15 protein-coding genes are annotated in these 15,251 nt (G+C 54.1%); 3 read left to right on the forward strand and 12 right to left on the reverse strand.

Annotated features, from left to right (window positions below):
• Positions 1-10: 10 nt before the first annotated feature.
• The 3 genes from rhtC to pldA all read right to left on the reverse strand — a co-directional run bounded on the left by rhtC (position 11) and on the right by pldA (position 3,483).
• Complete coding sequence (rhtC, locus tag HV243_RS24165) at positions 11-631, reverse strand: threonine export protein RhtC (RefSeq protein WP_016155134.1); 621 nt, start codon at positions 629-631, stop codon at positions 11-13.
• 64 nt (positions 632-695) lie between these two features.
• On the reverse strand, positions 696-2,525 hold the full coding sequence (gene recQ, locus HV243_RS24170) for an ATP-dependent DNA helicase RecQ (protein WP_019078429.1): 1,830 nt from the start codon (positions 2,523-2,525) through the stop codon (positions 696-698).
• A gap of 88 nt (positions 2,526-2,613) precedes the next feature.
• On the reverse strand, positions 2,614-3,483 hold the full coding sequence (gene pldA, locus HV243_RS24175) for a phospholipase A (protein ID WP_016157849.1): 870 nt from the start codon (positions 3,481-3,483) through the stop codon (positions 2,614-2,616).
• A 165-nt stretch (positions 3,484-3,648) separates the two neighbouring features.
• Between pldA and yigI the strand changes: the two genes are divergently transcribed.
• Positions 3,649-4,116 (forward strand): acyl-CoA thioesterase YigI, encoded by a 468-nt coding sequence (gene yigI / locus HV243_RS24180; RefSeq protein ID WP_003017917.1) that lies wholly within the window; start codon positions 3,649-3,651, stop codon positions 4,114-4,116.
• A gap of 51 nt (positions 4,117-4,167) precedes the next feature.
• The gene (gene rarD, locus HV243_RS24185) at positions 4,168-5,061 is read left to right on the forward strand and encodes an EamA family transporter RarD (RefSeq protein ID WP_016155131.1); all 894 of its coding nucleotides are present in this window, start codon (positions 4,168-4,170) and stop codon (positions 5,059-5,061) included.
• A 41-nt stretch (positions 5,062-5,102) separates the two neighbouring features.
• On the opposite strand, the gene corA is transcribed toward rarD, so the two are convergent.
• The 8 genes from corA to HV243_RS24220 all read right to left on the reverse strand — a co-directional run bounded on the left by corA (position 5,103) and on the right by HV243_RS24220 (position 12,176).
• Complete coding sequence (corA, locus tag HV243_RS24190; protein ID WP_003017920.1) at positions 5,103-6,053, reverse strand: magnesium/cobalt transporter CorA; 951 nt, start codon at positions 6,051-6,053, stop codon at positions 5,103-5,105.
• Positions 6,054-6,207: 154 nt separating this feature from the next.
• Positions 6,208-6,264, reverse strand: a complete 57-nt coding sequence (gene ysgD, locus HV243_RS25430) for a YsgD/CorL family protein (RefSeq protein WP_212723238.1) — start codon at positions 6,262-6,264, stop codon at positions 6,208-6,210.
• A 265-nt stretch (positions 6,265-6,529) separates the two neighbouring features.
• The gene (uvrD, locus tag HV243_RS24195) at positions 6,530-8,692 is read right to left on the reverse strand and encodes a DNA helicase II (RefSeq protein ID WP_016155130.1); all 2,163 of its coding nucleotides are present in this window, start codon (positions 8,690-8,692) and stop codon (positions 6,530-6,532) included.
• 88 nt (positions 8,693-8,780) lie between these two features.
• Complete coding sequence (gene yigB, locus HV243_RS24200; RefSeq protein WP_016155129.1) at positions 8,781-9,497, reverse strand: 5-amino-6-(5-phospho-D-ribitylamino)uracil phosphatase YigB; 717 nt, start codon at positions 9,495-9,497, stop codon at positions 8,781-8,783.
• Entirely contained in the window at positions 9,497-10,399 is a 903-nt protein-coding gene (gene xerC, locus HV243_RS24205) for a tyrosine recombinase XerC (protein ID WP_049040600.1), read from the reverse strand. Before xerC ends, yigB begins: the two co-directional genes overlap by 1 nt.
• Entirely contained in the window at positions 10,396-11,103 is a 708-nt protein-coding gene (locus HV243_RS24210) for a DUF484 domain-containing protein (RefSeq protein WP_047358746.1), read from the reverse strand. Before HV243_RS24210 ends, xerC begins: the two co-directional genes overlap by 4 nt.
• On the reverse strand, positions 11,100-11,924 hold the full coding sequence (gene dapF / locus HV243_RS24215; protein WP_016155126.1) for a diaminopimelate epimerase: 825 nt from the start codon (positions 11,922-11,924) through the stop codon (positions 11,100-11,102). The genes HV243_RS24210 and dapF overlap by 4 nt, the downstream gene beginning before the upstream one ends.
• Positions 11,925-11,972: 48 nt before the next feature.
• A complete protein-coding gene (locus HV243_RS24220) occupies positions 11,973-12,176 on the reverse strand; it encodes a lipoprotein (RefSeq protein ID WP_003017937.1) in 204 nt (67 codons plus the stop codon).
• 138 nt (positions 12,177-12,314) lie between these two features.
• On the opposite strand from HV243_RS24220, the gene cyaY reads away from it, so the two are divergent.
• Entirely contained in the window at positions 12,315-12,635 is a 321-nt protein-coding gene (cyaY, locus tag HV243_RS24225; RefSeq protein WP_003828967.1) for an iron donor protein CyaY, read from the forward strand.
• 40 nt (positions 12,636-12,675) lie between these two features.
• On the opposite strand, the gene cyaA is transcribed toward cyaY, so the two are convergent.
• On the reverse strand, positions 12,676-15,222 hold the full coding sequence (cyaA, locus tag HV243_RS24230; RefSeq protein ID WP_019078435.1) for a class I adenylate cyclase: 2,547 nt from the start codon (positions 15,220-15,222) through the stop codon (positions 12,676-12,678).
• Positions 15,223-15,251: the final 29 nt, after the last annotated feature.

The following is a 15,251-nucleotide window of genomic DNA, read 5'->3' on the forward strand; positions in this document are numbered from 1 at the left end:
CGGAAGAAACTTAACGCGAAATAATCAGGTGGATACCGAAGCCCGCAAACAGCGCACCGGCAAAACCATCAATCCACTTCGCCAGACGCTGATAGCCACGACGCATTTTCGGCAGTGCAAACAGGCTGGCGACTACGGTAAACCACGCCAACGTTTCCACGATGATCAGGGCAAAGATCCCCCAGCGTGCGCCCGTTCCCACGTTATCGCCAACGAACAATGAGAACACGGAGCCAAAATAGATAATGGCTTTAGGGTTCGCCAGGTTGGTCAGCAGCCCCTTCAAAAAGCTGCGTCCGCTCTGCGCCAGCTCAACTTGCGGAGTGGGAGTCGCAACATCCTGTTTTTTAAACGCGCCGCGTAGCATCTGATAACCCATCCAGCACAGATACAGCCCCCCGCCCACCATAATAATGGTGTGCAGCCAGGCCATTTTTTCGATAATCAGATGTAGGCCGAGCAGCGCTACGCCAGCCCAGACCATGACGCCACAGGTAATACCCAGCACGCCCATCATGGCTTCTTTGCGCGAACGGCTAACCGCTGTTTGAGAAACAAAGAAAAAGTCGGGACCAGGGCTCATCAGCGCAACGATATGCACCAACGCAACGGTGAAAAATAGCGTTAACATAAAAATGACTCGCGGGGGAAATAGTTCAGTGAGTCACCATCCTGGCACTTTTTTGCCTGGCTGACTACTCTTCGTCGTCACCATCAACGTGCGCGCGAATAAGCGCCATAAACTCTTTGCCAAAACGCTCAAGTTTACGCATCCCCACGCCATTAACGCTCAGCATTTCGCTCGGTGAAACTGGCATCTGCTCAGCCATTTCAATCAGCGTGGCATCGTTGAACACTACATACGGCGGGATATTCTCTTCATCAGCAATGGCTTTACGCAGCTTCCGCAATTTGGCGAACAGTTTGCGATCGTAGTTGCCACCGAAGGATTTCTGCATCGCTCGCGGTTTCAGCGCCACAATACGCGGTACCGCAAGCTGTAGCGCAACATCACCACGCAGTACCGGACGCGCGGCTTCGGTTAGCTGTAACGCGGAGTGATGAGCAATATTCTGCGTCACCAGCCCAAGATGAATAAGCTGGCGGATAACGCTTACCCAATGTTCGTGGCTTTGCTCACGACCAATGCCATAGACAGGCAGCTTGTCATGGGCCAGCTCGCGAATTCGCTGGTTATTCGCTCCGCGCAGAACCTCCACGACATAACCCATACCAAAGCGTTGATTAACACGGTAGATAGTCGACAGCGCTTTGCGCGCATCCATGAGTCCGTCGTACTGTTTTGGCGGGTCGAGACAGATGTCGCAGTTACCACACGGCTCCTGACGCCCCTCGCCAAAATAGTTCAACAGCACCAGACGACGACAGGTTTGCGCCTCGGCAAACGCCCCCATCGCATTGAGCTTATGCCGTTCGATATCCAGCAGTTGTCCGGCGGGTTTCTCTTCGAGGCAACGGCGCAGCCATGCCATATCAGCCGGATCGTAAAACAGCATTGCTTCCGCAGGCAGGCCGTCACGCCCGGCGCGGCCGGTTTCCTGGTAATAGGACTCGATGTTGCGCGGAATATCGAAATGCACCACGAAGCGTACGTTGGGTTTGTTGATTCCCATGCCAAACGCCACGGTCGCTACGACGATTTGCAGGTCATCACGCTGGAATTTCTCCTGCACTTCTGCACGTACAGCGTTTTCCAGCCCGGCATGATAAGCCCCGGCGCTAATGCCTCGGCTTTGCAGACGCGCGGCGGTGTCTTCTACTTTAGCGCGACTGTTACAGTAGATAATACCGGACTTACCGCGCTGCTCTTGCACGTAGCGCATCAGTTGATCGAGCGGCTTAAACTTCTCCATCAACATGTAGCGAATATTCGGGCGATCAAAGCTGCTGATCTGAATTAACGGGTCGTTGAGCCCCAGCAGACGCACAATATCCAGCCGGGTTGTCTCGTCCGCGGTCGCGGTCAGCGCGACAAACGGCAGAGTTGGGAAACGCTGACGCAACTGCCCCAGCGCGGCGTATTCCGGGCGGAAATCATGCCCCCACTGCGAAATACAGTGCGCTTCATCAACCGCCAGCAGCACCGGGTTCCAGTGCGCCAGATTTTCAAGGAAGTTATCCAGCATCAGGCGTTCGGGCGCAATGTACAGTAAGCGAATCTGCCCGCTACGACAGCCTGCCATCACCTCAAGCTGCTGCTCACGACTTTGGGTGGAGTTCAGACACGCGGCCGCCACGCCGTTGGCAAGCAGTTGATCGACCTGATCTTTCATCAGAGAAATCAGCGGAGAAACAACAACGGTGAGGCCGTTAAGCAATAATGCGGGAATTTGATAGCACAGGGATTTTCCGCCACCGGTCGGCATAACGACCAGGCAGTCGCGACCAGCGATCACGGTATCAATGATTTCTTCCTGACCAGGGCGAAACTGTTGGTAGCCAAAGGTTTCCTGCAAAACCTGTTTAGCGCCCATTTCCAGATTCAACACTTCCGCCTGCGCCACATTAACCCCATTAGCCTGAAATAAAAACAGGCGCTATTTTCAGCGCCTGAGAGAGAAACTGCAATGATTAAAATACTCTCAATACCTGTCAGAAGATATCGTTAAGCATTACACCCACGCCAACACGGGTCTGATTGAAGTTGTAGTCAATCAGTGATTCGCCGTAGCCGCTGTAGACCTGGGTATAAAGACGCACATGCTTGGTAATGGGATAACTGGCCCCCAGCTCTGCGCCGCCGTAGCCGGTATTCCAGTTGTACTGGCCTTTCACACTGATCACCGCGTCACCCAGGTGATAACCCATTTTCAACTGATAGTAGCCCATATATTTGGTGATATCAGGGTTATCGTCAGTGCTGCCGATAACGTACCACGGCTTAACTTCCACCAGCCAGTTACCGTTTTCAGCCATCAGCCGGGTGTAAAGGCGGTTCCAGCTACGTGAGGTGGGGTCGGATCGACCATTGGAGTCATGGTTATAGCCCATTTCAACATCGCGGAGCGTCCAACCGGCAAAGCGATAGTCGGTGGCGAAACCGAGGAACAATTGCGGTTCATAGTTGGTTTCGCGAAATGGCGCAGACTCTTCACTGTTCGAAAGCTGCCACCAGGACTTCTGGGTATAGGAACCGCCGAGTACCGAGTTCGGGCCTAATATTCCGCGCCAGAGCGGAAACGCCAGGCTTAGCTGAAACTTAACCTCATCTTTGCGCGCATTTTCGGACCAGCTATAGCTGCTGATCGCCTCTTTGTTCATGTCGCTGGTATTGGTGTAGATGAGATAGTTGGTCTCATAAGGATAAAGCGTGAAAGGGTTGTCATGCTCCTGCAGCATGTTGGCGATAATACTGCCGCGAACCGCCGGTGCATCATGAATCTCTTTCACTGTCGCTTCCTGCGCATACGCGGTCAACGGCAGCATGACTGCTGGTAGTAACCATCCCAGAATCGCCCGCATCGGTAATGTTCTCCTGAACCAAAATATTGATGAATTGTATAATTATCTGGCAAGTATTCTACATACTTAGCGAGTTCCTCGTTAGTTATCCCGTCCTAAAGTAGAAAACAACAAATAATAAGCATAATATCAACATTTCATTAACCATTGAGATGTAGGGATCGTATGTCTGCCGTACTTACTGCTGAGGAAGCGCTGAAGTTAGTGGGTGAAATGTTTGTCTATCACATGCCGTTTAACCGGGCTCTGGGTCTGGAGCTTGAACGCTATGAGAAAGAATTTGCTCAATTAGCCTTTAATAATCAACCGATGATGGTCGGCAACTGGGCGCAAAGCATTCTACATGGCGGCGTGATCGCGTCGGCGCTGGACGTTGCCGCCGGGCTGGTGTGCGTTGGCAGTACGCTGACCCGCCATGAGACGATCAGCGAGGACGAACTGCGTCAGCGAATGTCACGTATGGGAACAATCGATTTGCGCGTTGATTACCTGCGCCCAGGGAGAGGAAATCGCTTTACCGCCACCAGTAGCCTGCTGCGGGCGGGGAATAAAGTCGCCGTTGCGCGCGTGGAACTGCATAACGAAGAACAGCTTTATATTGCCAGCGCAACCGCCACTTATATGGTGGGGTAAGAGCCCAAAAAAAGGTAAACTGCTGTTACATTTCTGAAATGAGTTTTCCCGATGGATGCTAAACAAACGCGGCAGGGCGTGTTACTCGCTCTTGCTGCTTATTTTATTTGGGGTATCGCTCCTGCCTACTTCAAGCTGATTTACTATGTCCCGGCGGATGAGATCCTGACGCACCGCGTCATCTGGTCATTTTTCTTTATGGTGGTACTGATGAGCATCAGCCGCCAGTGGTCGGGCATCAAAACGCTGCTACAAACGCCAAAGAAGATCTTCCTGCTGGCGCTCTCTGCAGTGCTCATCGGTGGAAACTGGCTGCTGTTCATTTGGGCGGTCAATAATCATCATATGCTGGAAGCCAGCCTGGGCTATTTTATTAACCCGCTGGTGAATATTGTGCTGGGAATGCTTTTCCTCGGCGAGCGCTTTCGTCGCATGCAGTGGCTGGCGGTACTGTTAGCCGCCTGCGGCGTACTGGTACAGCTGTGGACCTTCGGATCGCTGCCAATCATCGCGTTGGGCCTGGCGTTTAGCTTTGCTTTCTATGGTCTGGTACGCAAGAAGATTGCCGTCGAAGCACAAACCGGCATGCTGATCGAAACCCTGTGGCTTTTACCTGTTGCGGCTATCTATCTGTTTGGCATCGCGGACAGCCCAACCAGCCATATGGGTCAAAACCCCATGTCACTCAATCTTCTGCTGATTGCTGCAGGTGTCGTGACCACCATTCCGCTGCTGTGCTTTACCGGCGCGGCGACCCGCCTGCGTCTGTCCACGCTGGGTTTCTTCCAGTATATCGGACCCACGCTAATGTTCCTGCTGGCCGTCACTTTCTACGGTGAAGTTCCGGGAGCGGATAAAATGGTCACGTTTGCGTTTATCTGGGTGGCGCTGGCAGTTTTCGTGATGGATGCGATTTATACGCAACGACGGGTACGTCGGAGCTGAAGAAGTGCCGGATAAGGCGTAACCGCCATCCGGCACAGCCATTACAGCCAGTTCTTGCGCTTAAAGTACAGATACGGTGCCAGACCCGCGAGCATCATAAAGACAATCGCCCCTGGGTAACCGAAGCTCCAGTGCAGTTCCGGCATGAACTCAAAGTTCATCCCGTAGCTGGAAGCCACCAGCGTCGGCGGCAGGAACACCACAGAGACCACCGAGAAGATCTTGATGATGCGGTTCTGCTCGATATTGATAAAGCCCATCGCCGCCTGCATCAGGAAGTTAACCTTCTGGAACAGTGATTCGTTGTGCGGCAGCAGGGATTCGATATCGCGCAGAATCTCACGCGCCTGTTCCAGCTGACTCCCCGGCAAACGCGCTTTACGCACCAGGAAGTTCAGTGCGCGCTGGGTATCCATCAGACACAGGCGGACCTTCCAGCCAATATCTTCCAGTTCCGCCAGCGTCGAAAGCGCTTCGTCATATTCATCACCCTGACGCCCTTCCATGATCACACGGCTGAGTTTTTCCAGGTCGCTGTAGATGTTTTCGATCTCATCCGCCAACTGTTCAATTTTAGTTTCAAACAGGTCGAGCAGCAGCTCGTAGGCATTGCCATCCACCATCGCCTGATTACGCGCACGCATGCGGTACAGGCGGAATGCCGGCAGCTCGCGCTCGCGCAGAGTAAACAGGCGACCTTCGCGAATGGTAAATGCGACGGTTGAGTTACCCGCGTGATCGTCGGCATCTTCATAGAAGAAGAAGGAGTGAATGTGCAAACCGTCTTCGTCTTCAAAAAAACGCGCAGATGCTTCGATGTCTTCCAGTTCAGGGCGCGTAGCCAGATTCTGGCCCAAGTCCTTTTGCACACGGTTTCGTTCTTCGTCATCCGGCTCGACTAAATCGACCCAAACCGAACTGGCCAGGTGCTCGATCTCGTCTGCCTCAAGGCGAGTTAAACGATTGTTTTCCAGTTGAAATGCGCTCAGCATGACCGGGACTCCCAATGCAAAAAATTATCGGACAGTTCGGAGGGCACACAGAAACAAATTGGGTTTCAGACCATTAAACAGCCTGACTCAGCGCGACGGGAAAAAACAGAAGGTCGCTGACAACCGCGAAGGCTATCAGCAAAAAGGGATAGCCTTAGGAGTTGATCCTGGATGACAGGATAATGAGCCAGTATCTACTGGGTGTGTCCAAGGCGAATGTCCTCTTAGCGTAATCGTGCGCGCATGTTACGCCAGCAAAATTTTGACGTCAACACGCAACAGATGGCGAAAAAGTAATAATTTCCCCTTATACAAAAAGGTTAGCAGAGGGGAATTATTTATCTATGATTTCAGAATATTAACCGACGGATAGCAGGATGGCGGCTTCGCCTTGTCCGGCCTGGAAATCAAAATGTTACCCGGTCTGTTGGCCGGATAAGACGCGCCAGCGTCGCCATCCGGCAAAGCCAAACCGATCAAACCGTTTCCAGTCTGGCGTAGGCTGCAACCAGCCATTTGATCCCTTGCCCCTGGAACGCGACCTGCAAACGACTGTGCTCGCCGCTTCCTTCCAGATTAACGATGGTGCCCTCACCAAACTTAGCGTGGCGCACGCGCTGGCCGAGCTTGTAGCCGGTATCATTTTCCGCCATTGGCGTGCCCATTCGCTGATGGCTCACCGGGCGGCTAACCGTGGCACGCAGGCGAACCTCTTCAACGCACGCTTCCGGCAGTTCGCCGATAAAGCGCGACGGACGGTGGTAAACCTCTTTGCCGTACAGACGACGCGTTTCGGCGTAGGTCAGCGTCAGCTTTTGCATCGCGCGAGTCACGCCTACGTAAGCCAGGCGGCGCTCTTCTTCGAGGCGCCCACCTTCGTCCAGCGACATCTGGCTGGGGAACATGCCTTCTTCCATACCCACGATAAATACCTGGGGGAACTCCAGACCTTTCGCCGAGTGCAGCGTCATCAGTTGTACCGCATCCTGCCAGGTATCCGCCTGCCCTTCGCCTGCTTCCAGCGCGGCGTGTGACAGGAACGCCTGTAGCGGCATTAAGTCTTCGTCTTCTTCGTTGTAGCTGAACTGGCGCGTTGCCGTCACCAGTTCGTCTAAGTTTTCGATACGCGTCTGACCCTTCTCGCCTTTTTCCTGCTCGTACATCATGCGCAGGCCGGAGTCTTTAATCACCCGGTCAGTCTGCACGTGCAGCGGCATATCGGCGGTCTCCTGCGCCAGCGCATCGATCAGCTCCATAAAACGCTGTAAGGCGCTGGCGGCACGACCCGCGAGGGCTTTTTCCTGCAACAGCTCACGACAGGCCTGCCACAACGTAAGCTGGCGGTCACGGGAGGTCTGACGCACGACATCTAATGTACGATCGCCAATCCCGCGGGTTGGCGTATTCACCACGCGTTCAAATGCGGCGTCGTCATTACGGTTAGCGATCAGGCGCAGGTAGGAGAGCGCATCTTTGATTTCCTGGCGTTCAAAGAAGCGCATCCCACCATAGATACGGTACGGCATGCTGGCTTGTAACAACGCCTCTTCCAGCACGCGCGACTGGGCGTTGCTGCGATACAGAATGGCGCACTGTTCCAGCGCACCGCCGTTGTCCTGCCAGGTTTTGATACGATTGACCACAAAACGCGCTTCATCGAGTTCGTTGAACGCGCAGTACAGTGAGATTGGTTCGCCGTCGATGCCATCGGTCCACAGCTTTTTACCCAAACGCCCGTTGTTGTTTTCAATCAGGGCGTTGGCCGCACTGAGGATGTTGTTGGTCGAGCGGTAGTTCTGCTCCAGGCGAATGGTTTCTGCGCCCGGGAAATCCGTGAGGAAGCGCTGGATGTTTTCCACCTGCGCCCCGCGCCAGCCGTAGATCGACTGGTCATCATCGCCAACGATCATCACTTTGCCGGTATCGCCCGCCAGCAGGCGGATCCAGGCGTACTGAATGTTGTTGGTATCCTGGAATTCGTCCACCAGGATATTGGTAAAGCGTTCGCGGTAGTGCTGCAGGATATGCGGCTTGTTGAGCCACAGTTCATGGGCGCGCAGCAACAGCTCGGCGAAATCCACCAGCCCCGCGCGGTCACACGCTTCCTGATAGGCCTGATACACCTTCTGCCAGGTTTGCTCAACCGGGTTGCCATAGCTCTGCAGATGGTGCGGGCGCAGCCCTTCGTCTTTCTGGCTATTGATAAACCACATCGCCTGACGCGGCGGCCACTGCTTCTCATCAAGATTCATCGCCTTGATCAAACGCTTGAGCAAACGCAGTTGGTCTTCGCTGTCGAGGATCTGGAAATCCTGCGGCAGGTTCGCATCCATATGGTGCGCGCGCAGCAGACGGTGAGCCAGACCGTGGAATGTACCCACCCACATACCGCCCTGGCTGGTTCCCATGATCTGGCCAATACGGTGGCGCATTTCCGCTGCCGCTTTGTTGGTAAAGGTCACCGCCATAATGGAGTATGGCGAGTTGTTCTCTACCGTCAGTAACCAGGCGATACGGTGCACCAGCACGCGAGTTTTACCACTCCCCGCGCCGGCCAAAACCAGCATGTTGCTGCGTGGCGCGGCCACCGCTTCACGCTGTTTATCATTAAGGCTGTCGAGCAGGTAAGAAACGTCCATTGGCACCGCCGCGTAAAAGTAGGTAAGGCGGATAAGCGTAGCGCCATCCGCCAAAAAGCTGGGTATATATACAGAGTTCTGCTGGTGATTATATCAGCGAGGTCAGAGATGCCAACTGTGAAATTTCGATATGCGGCAGCAAACGGCTGTCTGCGGTTTGCATCAGGTCGGCATTTTCCGGTTTGATCCAGCAGGCCTGCATACCGCAACGGATGGCCCCCGCCACGTCTGTCGTCAGGTCATCGCCCACATGCAGAATCTCAGCCACAGGCATTTTCAGTTTATCCGCCGCCAGCGCGTACATGTCGCTGAACGGTTTTGATCGCCCGTCGGGACCGGCGCGCAGCACAAACTCAAAGTAATCGCCCAGGCCGAACAGTTCTGGCTGTGCGTTACCGTTGGTGATCGCCACCAGCGGCCATTTGCGGGCCAGCGCCTTCAGCGTGTCATGCGTCGCCTGCGGGACGTCAATGCGGCTACGCCATTTGGCGAAATTCATCATCGCCGCATTTGCCCCCATTCTGGCTTCTGCTTCTGACAATCCCGCCTCCAGCATAGCGCGCTCTACGGCGCGGTGACGCCATTGGGTAACGTCGTGGTAGATTTCCGGCTCAGCGTCGCGAACGGCCTGACGTAAGCGCTGTAGGTCGCTATTTTGCAGCGAATTCAACGCCGGATGGTAATTCTGTACAAACGCGAGCGCTTCCTGCTCGGTGCGTGTGATAACGGGACGGTTATCGTAAAGGGTGTCATCAAGGTCAAAGGTGAGCGCAGAAATGCGCCCCAAAGGCCGGTAAAAACGCATTATTTCCCCCGTTTGGCGCGCGGATGCGCCGCATCGTACACTGAAGCCAGGTGTTGAAAATCAAGATGGGTATAGATTTGGGTAGTGGAGAGATTAGCATGCCCCAATAACTCCTGTACCCCGCGCAGATCGCCGCTCGACTCCAGCATATGCGTCGCAAAAGAGTGGCGCAATTTGTGGGGATGTACGTGGCTGTTCAGCCCCTGTTTGATCCCCCATTCCGCAAAGCGTTTTTGCACATTACGCGCAGAAATGCGTTTGCCCAGTTTTGACAGGAATAACGCATCGTCATCGCAGCCAAATAGCCCCCGCAGGTCCAGCCAGTGCTCAATCCACGCCACTGCATTGCGGCCAATTGGCAGGCGACGTTCTTTACTGCCCTTCCCCATCACCCATACTTCGCCGGTGTCGAGATCGAGATGTTTAATATCCAGCCCAACCAGTTCAGACAAACGCAGCCCTGCGCCGTACATCACTTCTAACATTGCCCGGTCGCGCACGGCGAGGGGATCGTTGAGGTCGATATCCAGCAGACGATTAACGTCGTCGACATCGATATTTTTAGGTAGATGACGCGGTGCTTTCGGCGCGGAAACACTTTTTGCGGGATTGGCTTTCAGCTCGCCCTGATTAACCAGCCAGTCAAAGAAACTGCGCAATGCGGAGAGACGCAGCGCCAGGCTCGCCGGCCCCAGCCCTTTACGACGGCTGCGCACGGCAAAACTGCGTACCATCGAAGCGTCACATTGTTGCCAGCTTTGCAGACCGGTCTCTCCGGCTAACGCAATGATGGCATCAAGCTGACGCTGATAATTCAGCAATGTGATCGGGCTAAGCTGGCGCTCAACGCCCAGATAGCGTAAAAAGCGCGCCACATCCTGAGAAAGGGGTGAATCGGTCATACGCGTTCAATCCAGCGCTCCAGCAGCTCCGGCAACATCAGCGAGATTTCCTGCAGTAATTGCGTACCTTGCCCCTGCTGGTAATGATTAACGTCGCGACTGCTGAACAGCATCACGCCCAGGGATCCATCTTGCCCCAACATCGACATCGCCACCGAGCCTATTGCTTTCGCTTCGGGCATCATGACCAGAAGTTCCGGGCCATTGAGCGGTCCAAGATAGTGCAGTGACTGGCCCAGACGCTGAATACGCAGCGGTTCAAAAGCCTGACGGCTTAATGCCAGATGAGTGAATTTTGATGGCGCACCAAGTCGCCAGCGATCCGGGAACAGACGAACCGTCGCCCCAGCCAGCCCTAACTCACGCGCCCAGCGATGAAATCGCATCAGCATGTCGTCAAGACTGCTGGCCGATACCAGCCGTGCTTGCAGATTTAACAGACGATAGAACAGGCTTTCATTGGCGTTGGCTTGTTCCATCAACAACGCCATATTCTCTTCCAGCACGTTAATATGATTACGTGCCCGCGCCATATGCCATTCCACTAAAGAGACCGTGCCCCGCACCGGGTGTGGAACACGCATCGCTTCAACTGCCTGGGCATTACGGATAAAAAACTCAGGATTACGTTGCAGGTAATCGACGACCGCCCGGTCGTCCAGCTCCATGAGCGTTTCCTGTAGTTCTTCCCCTGGTTGCTTCATAAGTGAATAAATCCGTCGTAGACATGTGCCGCCGGGCCAGTCATATACAGCGGATGACCCGGACCTTTCCAGGCGATATCAAGTCGACCGCCCGGTAATTCCACCCTCACTTCTTCTGCCAGCAGGCCCTGCTGGATACCAACCGCAACAGCGGCGCACGCACCGCTGCCGCAGGCCTGCGTTTCACCCGCGCCGCGCTCATAGACGCGCAGCCGGATATGCTCGCGCTTTACCACTTGCATAAATCCGATATTGGCGCGTTCAGGAAAGCGTTCGTGGCTTTCCAGAACCGGCCCCAACGTTTCTACCGTGGCCGTATCAACATCATCAACCTGAATTACGCAGTGCGGGTTCCCCATTGAAACCACGCCGCACAATACTGTCTGCTCAGCCACGCGCATAATATAGGTCTTCTCTGCTTTGTTGGCGCGAAACGGAACCTGCGCGGGTTCAAAATTGGGTTCACCCATATTCACCCGTACCAGCTCGTCGTCGGTTACGGTTAATACCATACGACCATTAGCGGTACTGACGCGAATATCACGCTTATTGGTCAGCCCTTTCAGGCGAACAAAGCGGGCAAAACAGCGGGCGCCATTGCCACACTGTGACACTTCACTACCGTCGGCATTAAAAATACGGTAGTGGAAATCCAGCTCCGGATCATACGGAGGTTCAACCACCAGCAGTTGATCAAATCCAACGCCGAGATGCCTGTCGGACAAGCGGCGGATCAGCTCTGGTGAGAAAAAGACATTCTGCGTTACCGCGTCGACGACCATAAAATCGTTGCCAAGGCCATGCATTTTAGAGAATTGCATCATTCACTCCGTTCACGCGGGTACAGAAATATACATCTATTCCTGACGTCAGTAATTCACCTGAGAAGGCCCGTCACTAATCCCACGATCGTTTTTCTCTGGCGTGGTGGATTGCGATTGCGGCTGAACGCTCTTGGTCGGAGGCGGCGCGGTTTTATCTGCTGGCGGGAAATAGAGCGGGCCTTTTAGCCCACAGCCCGTCAGGCTGAACAGAGTAAAAATGACAGCGAGTGGCTTTAACACGTTTTTCATTATCGATTGCCTGTAAAGTTCATGCTTTCTGTTTTCTATCATCGCAGGAGAAGGCGTAAAAGCAAGAGTTAGCCTGTAATCTGCAACGCGTTTTGTTTCAGGTTATACTGCCGTCATCACGAAAAACAGGATAAGAAAATGAACGACAGTGAATTTCATCGCCTTGCTGACACCCTGTGGATGACCATTGAAGAGCGTCTGGACGACTGGGACGGCGACAGCGATATCGATTGTGAGATCAACGGCGGCGTGCTGACCATCAGCTTCGAAAACGGCAGCAAAATTATTATTAACCGTCAGGAGCCGCTGCATCAGGTGTGGCTGGCAACCAAACAGGGCGGCTACCACTTTGACCTGAAAGGCGACGAGTGGATCTGCGATCGTAGCGGCGAAACGTTCTGGGATCTGCTAGAACAGGCGGCGACACAGCAGGCGGGTGAAGAGGTGAGCTTCCGTTAAGTTTTATTGCCGGATACGCTTCGCTTATCCGGCATCATGCTCACGAGAAATACTGCTGCAACAGCGGAGTGTCGTTTTCCTGACTGACGGGCGGCACGGCGCTAATCGGCTGGGTACGGAACGGGATCACCTGCGCGCGCCCGTCGGTTTTCACAATCTGATAGAACTGCGGCAGGTTAAAGTTGATGAAGCTGGAGCCGTAGGTAAAGCGATCGTGCGACGACGAGTAGAAACGGCTGACATCGCGTACCAACTCCTCTTTGCTACCTTCGCAGTGGTGATACACCTCAGCCCGATTACTCTCATCCAGAATGTAGATATTAAAGCCCTGCTCATCACCCGTTTCTTCGAAAAAGAACTGAATGATCCCTTCGCTGGCAAAACCGTCAACCACTGACGGGAGTTTCACATGATTGGTCTCAACCTGAACGGAAAGCCCGTGCAGTTTGTTATGTGAAATCGCGCCATAAAATTCAATCGCGTTTTCCAGCTTCTGTACCGAGACGTTCAGGCGCTCGAAGAACAGACCCCACGTCTGACCGGAAACGCGCAGCGCTTTGAAGCGTCCGGTTTCCTGACGGGTGCTGGAGAGGCGCAACTCGATGCACTCAGACACCAGTTGCTGCACGCGGGTGCGAATTAAACCGCGCAGATGCTGGCTATAGCAGAAAACCTCGACGCTATCCGGCGGCGCGGCATCCTGGTGCATTTTGCCCAGAATCGTTTTTAACGCTTCAATCATCGCCTGCTCACCGTTGAAGTGCAGCGTACGCACTTCATTCCACGAGTTGCGGTACAGCAGGTCGACGCTACCCACCAGGCAATTTTGTTCTTCGCCAAAGCTGAAGACGTCCAGCTTACGGAAATCAAAATGTACCACCTGATTGCGAAATGCTGCCGTCGGGTCATATTCAAGGTTAACGATAATCGCCAGGTGGCGAATCTCGCACGGGCTATAGAGCGCCTTCGGCGTTGGCGCTGGCAATCGCAGCGGGAAGTGGTGCGACACGTCGGCGACCATTTCTTGCAGCTTCGGCAAATCAACAATGCCGTTGCCCTTAATAAATAAATGCGTACGCGAGGTCAGCAGGCCGTTGAACCAGGCCCACGCCACCAGTTTATTGAGGTAGCGGTTATATTCCAGCGGCTGATGGCTGATGATCGAGTCCATGTTAGGCGCGCGGTTATAGAGATACCAACCCGAACGGTTGGCACGGCCCGGCGGCACATGGATAAAGGTCAGATTCGGTTCCGAGAGATCCGGAGATATCTGCGGGTTCACCAGCGTTACTTTACCTGGCAATGCTTCAAACGCGGCATACAGCTTACGGGTCAGCACGCCGATATCCTGCGGGCTGGCGCTCACGCTAAGGTTATTTCGGCGGGCAAAACGGATCAGGTTACGATAGCTCTGCATCATCGCATCGAGCAGTTCGTTATGCGCTTCGCGTACCTGGTCAATCTTCCAGTTAGCGCGGTTATCCAGCATGGTCAGACGGGCGTCATCCCAGCCCCACTCTTTCACTAACTGACTTAATACTTCACGACGCCAGCCCACGCAGGCGCGCTCGCGGCTCAGTTTCTCACACACTTTTAAGTAGAAACATCGACGCACTAAATCCAGACGAGTCGGGTCTTCGATCGCCGTGAGGTACTCGGTAACGCGCTCCAGCATCATGCAGTAAGGGTCGAGACCAAAAGAGACGATCTCACCATCGTGCAGGCGCTGTTTAATATCTTTCGCCAACAGGCGTGGATTGGGGTATTCCCAGGAATAAGCTTCCAGCAGCAGCGTTTTCAATACCGCTTTGTACGGGGAGTCGATACTCTTGTACAGCTGCCAGAGGCTGGCGCCAAAGTACTCTTCGGCGGAGAGCGAGCTGAGTCCGCCGAGATCCAGCCATTCGTTTGGCGTTAACACCCCCTGTGCGTAAAGCGTCATGACGTAATCGTCGTAATGCTCTTCTTCGTCGCCCGGCACCATATTCCACAGAATACGTTTACCCGCGAGACGCACAGCGGTGCGATAGAATTCATCAAGCAACAGGATATGCTGCGTCGAGCCACAGTCTTCACCACCCAAACTGCCGCTTTCATTGTGGCGGAAACGGTTTTCATCAATCAGGAAGAAGCTGACTTCCACGCCCAGCGAGGCGGCCCAGCTTTCCAGCAGGCTACATTTACGCTGCAGCAGCTGGCGCTCTTCGCTATCCAGCCAGGATTGATGGCAGACCCAAATATCAAGGTCAGAGGAACAGCTTTGCCCTACCGAAGAGGTGCTGCCCATTGAGTAAACGCCGGTGATAGGCAGTTCGCCCTTGGGAGGATCCTGCGGTGACATACCGCGGTACAGTTCCAGTTCGTTCAGGTAGTGGCGTTGGGTTTCATCAGGCGTGTAAAGGCATATGCCTTTGGGAACGTTACCATCAAGGTAACCCGGCATCAGCGGATGGTGGTAGTGCAATAATGTCGGCAGCAGACTGTATACCTGCTGGAAGGCAGGTCCCATGGCAGCAAGCGCGCGATCCACACGCAGTTGATTTATGGCATCCAGTCTCTGTTTCAGAGTCTCAATATAGAGGTACAAGACGTATCGCCTGATGTTGCTATCCGTCA

The organism is Citrobacter sp. RHBSTW-00599 (assembly GCF_013784065.1).
Taxonomy (GTDB): domain Bacteria; phylum Pseudomonadota; class Gammaproteobacteria; order Enterobacterales; family Enterobacteriaceae; genus Citrobacter; species Citrobacter braakii.

What these genes read in the sequence shown, in the direction of transcription:
- corA (WP_003017920.1), bottom strand. Translation starts at nt 6,053, where the DNA reads ATGCTGAGCGCATTTCAACTGGAAAACAATCGTTTAACTCGCCTTGAG.
- rhtC (WP_016155134.1), bottom strand. Translation starts at nt 631, where the DNA reads ATGTTAACGCTATTTTTCACCGTTGCGTTGGTGCATATCGTTGCGCTG.
- yigB (WP_016155129.1), bottom strand. Translation starts at nt 9,497, where the DNA reads ATGCGTTTTTACCGGCCTTTGGGGCGCATTTCTGCGCTCACCTTTGAC.
- pldA (WP_016157849.1), bottom strand. Translation starts at nt 3,483, where the DNA reads ATGCGGGCGATTCTGGGATGGTTACTACCAGCAGTCATGCTGCCGTTG.
- HV243_RS24220 (WP_003017937.1), bottom strand. Translation starts at nt 12,176, where the DNA reads ATGAAAAACGTGTTAAAGCCACTCGCTGTCATTTTTACTCTGTTCAGC.
- cyaY (WP_003828967.1), top strand. Translation starts at nt 12,315, where the DNA reads ATGAACGACAGTGAATTTCATCGCCTTGCTGACACCCTGTGGATGACC.
- yigI (WP_003017917.1), top strand. Translation starts at nt 3,649, where the DNA reads ATGTCTGCCGTACTTACTGCTGAGGAAGCGCTGAAGTTAGTGGGTGAA.
- HV243_RS24210 (WP_047358746.1), bottom strand. Translation starts at nt 11,103, where the DNA reads ATGAAGCAACCAGGGGAAGAACTACAGGAAACGCTCATGGAGCTGGAC.
- rarD (WP_016155131.1), top strand. Translation starts at nt 4,168, where the DNA reads ATGGATGCTAAACAAACGCGGCAGGGCGTGTTACTCGCTCTTGCTGCT.
- dapF (WP_016155126.1), bottom strand. Translation starts at nt 11,924, where the DNA reads ATGCAATTCTCTAAAATGCATGGCCTTGGCAACGATTTTATGGTCGTC.
- xerC (WP_049040600.1), bottom strand. Translation starts at nt 10,399, where the DNA reads ATGACCGATTCACCCCTTTCTCAGGATGTGGCGCGCTTTTTACGCTAT.
- uvrD (WP_016155130.1), bottom strand. Translation starts at nt 8,692, where the DNA reads ATGGACGTTTCTTACCTGCTCGACAGCCTTAATGATAAACAGCGTGAA.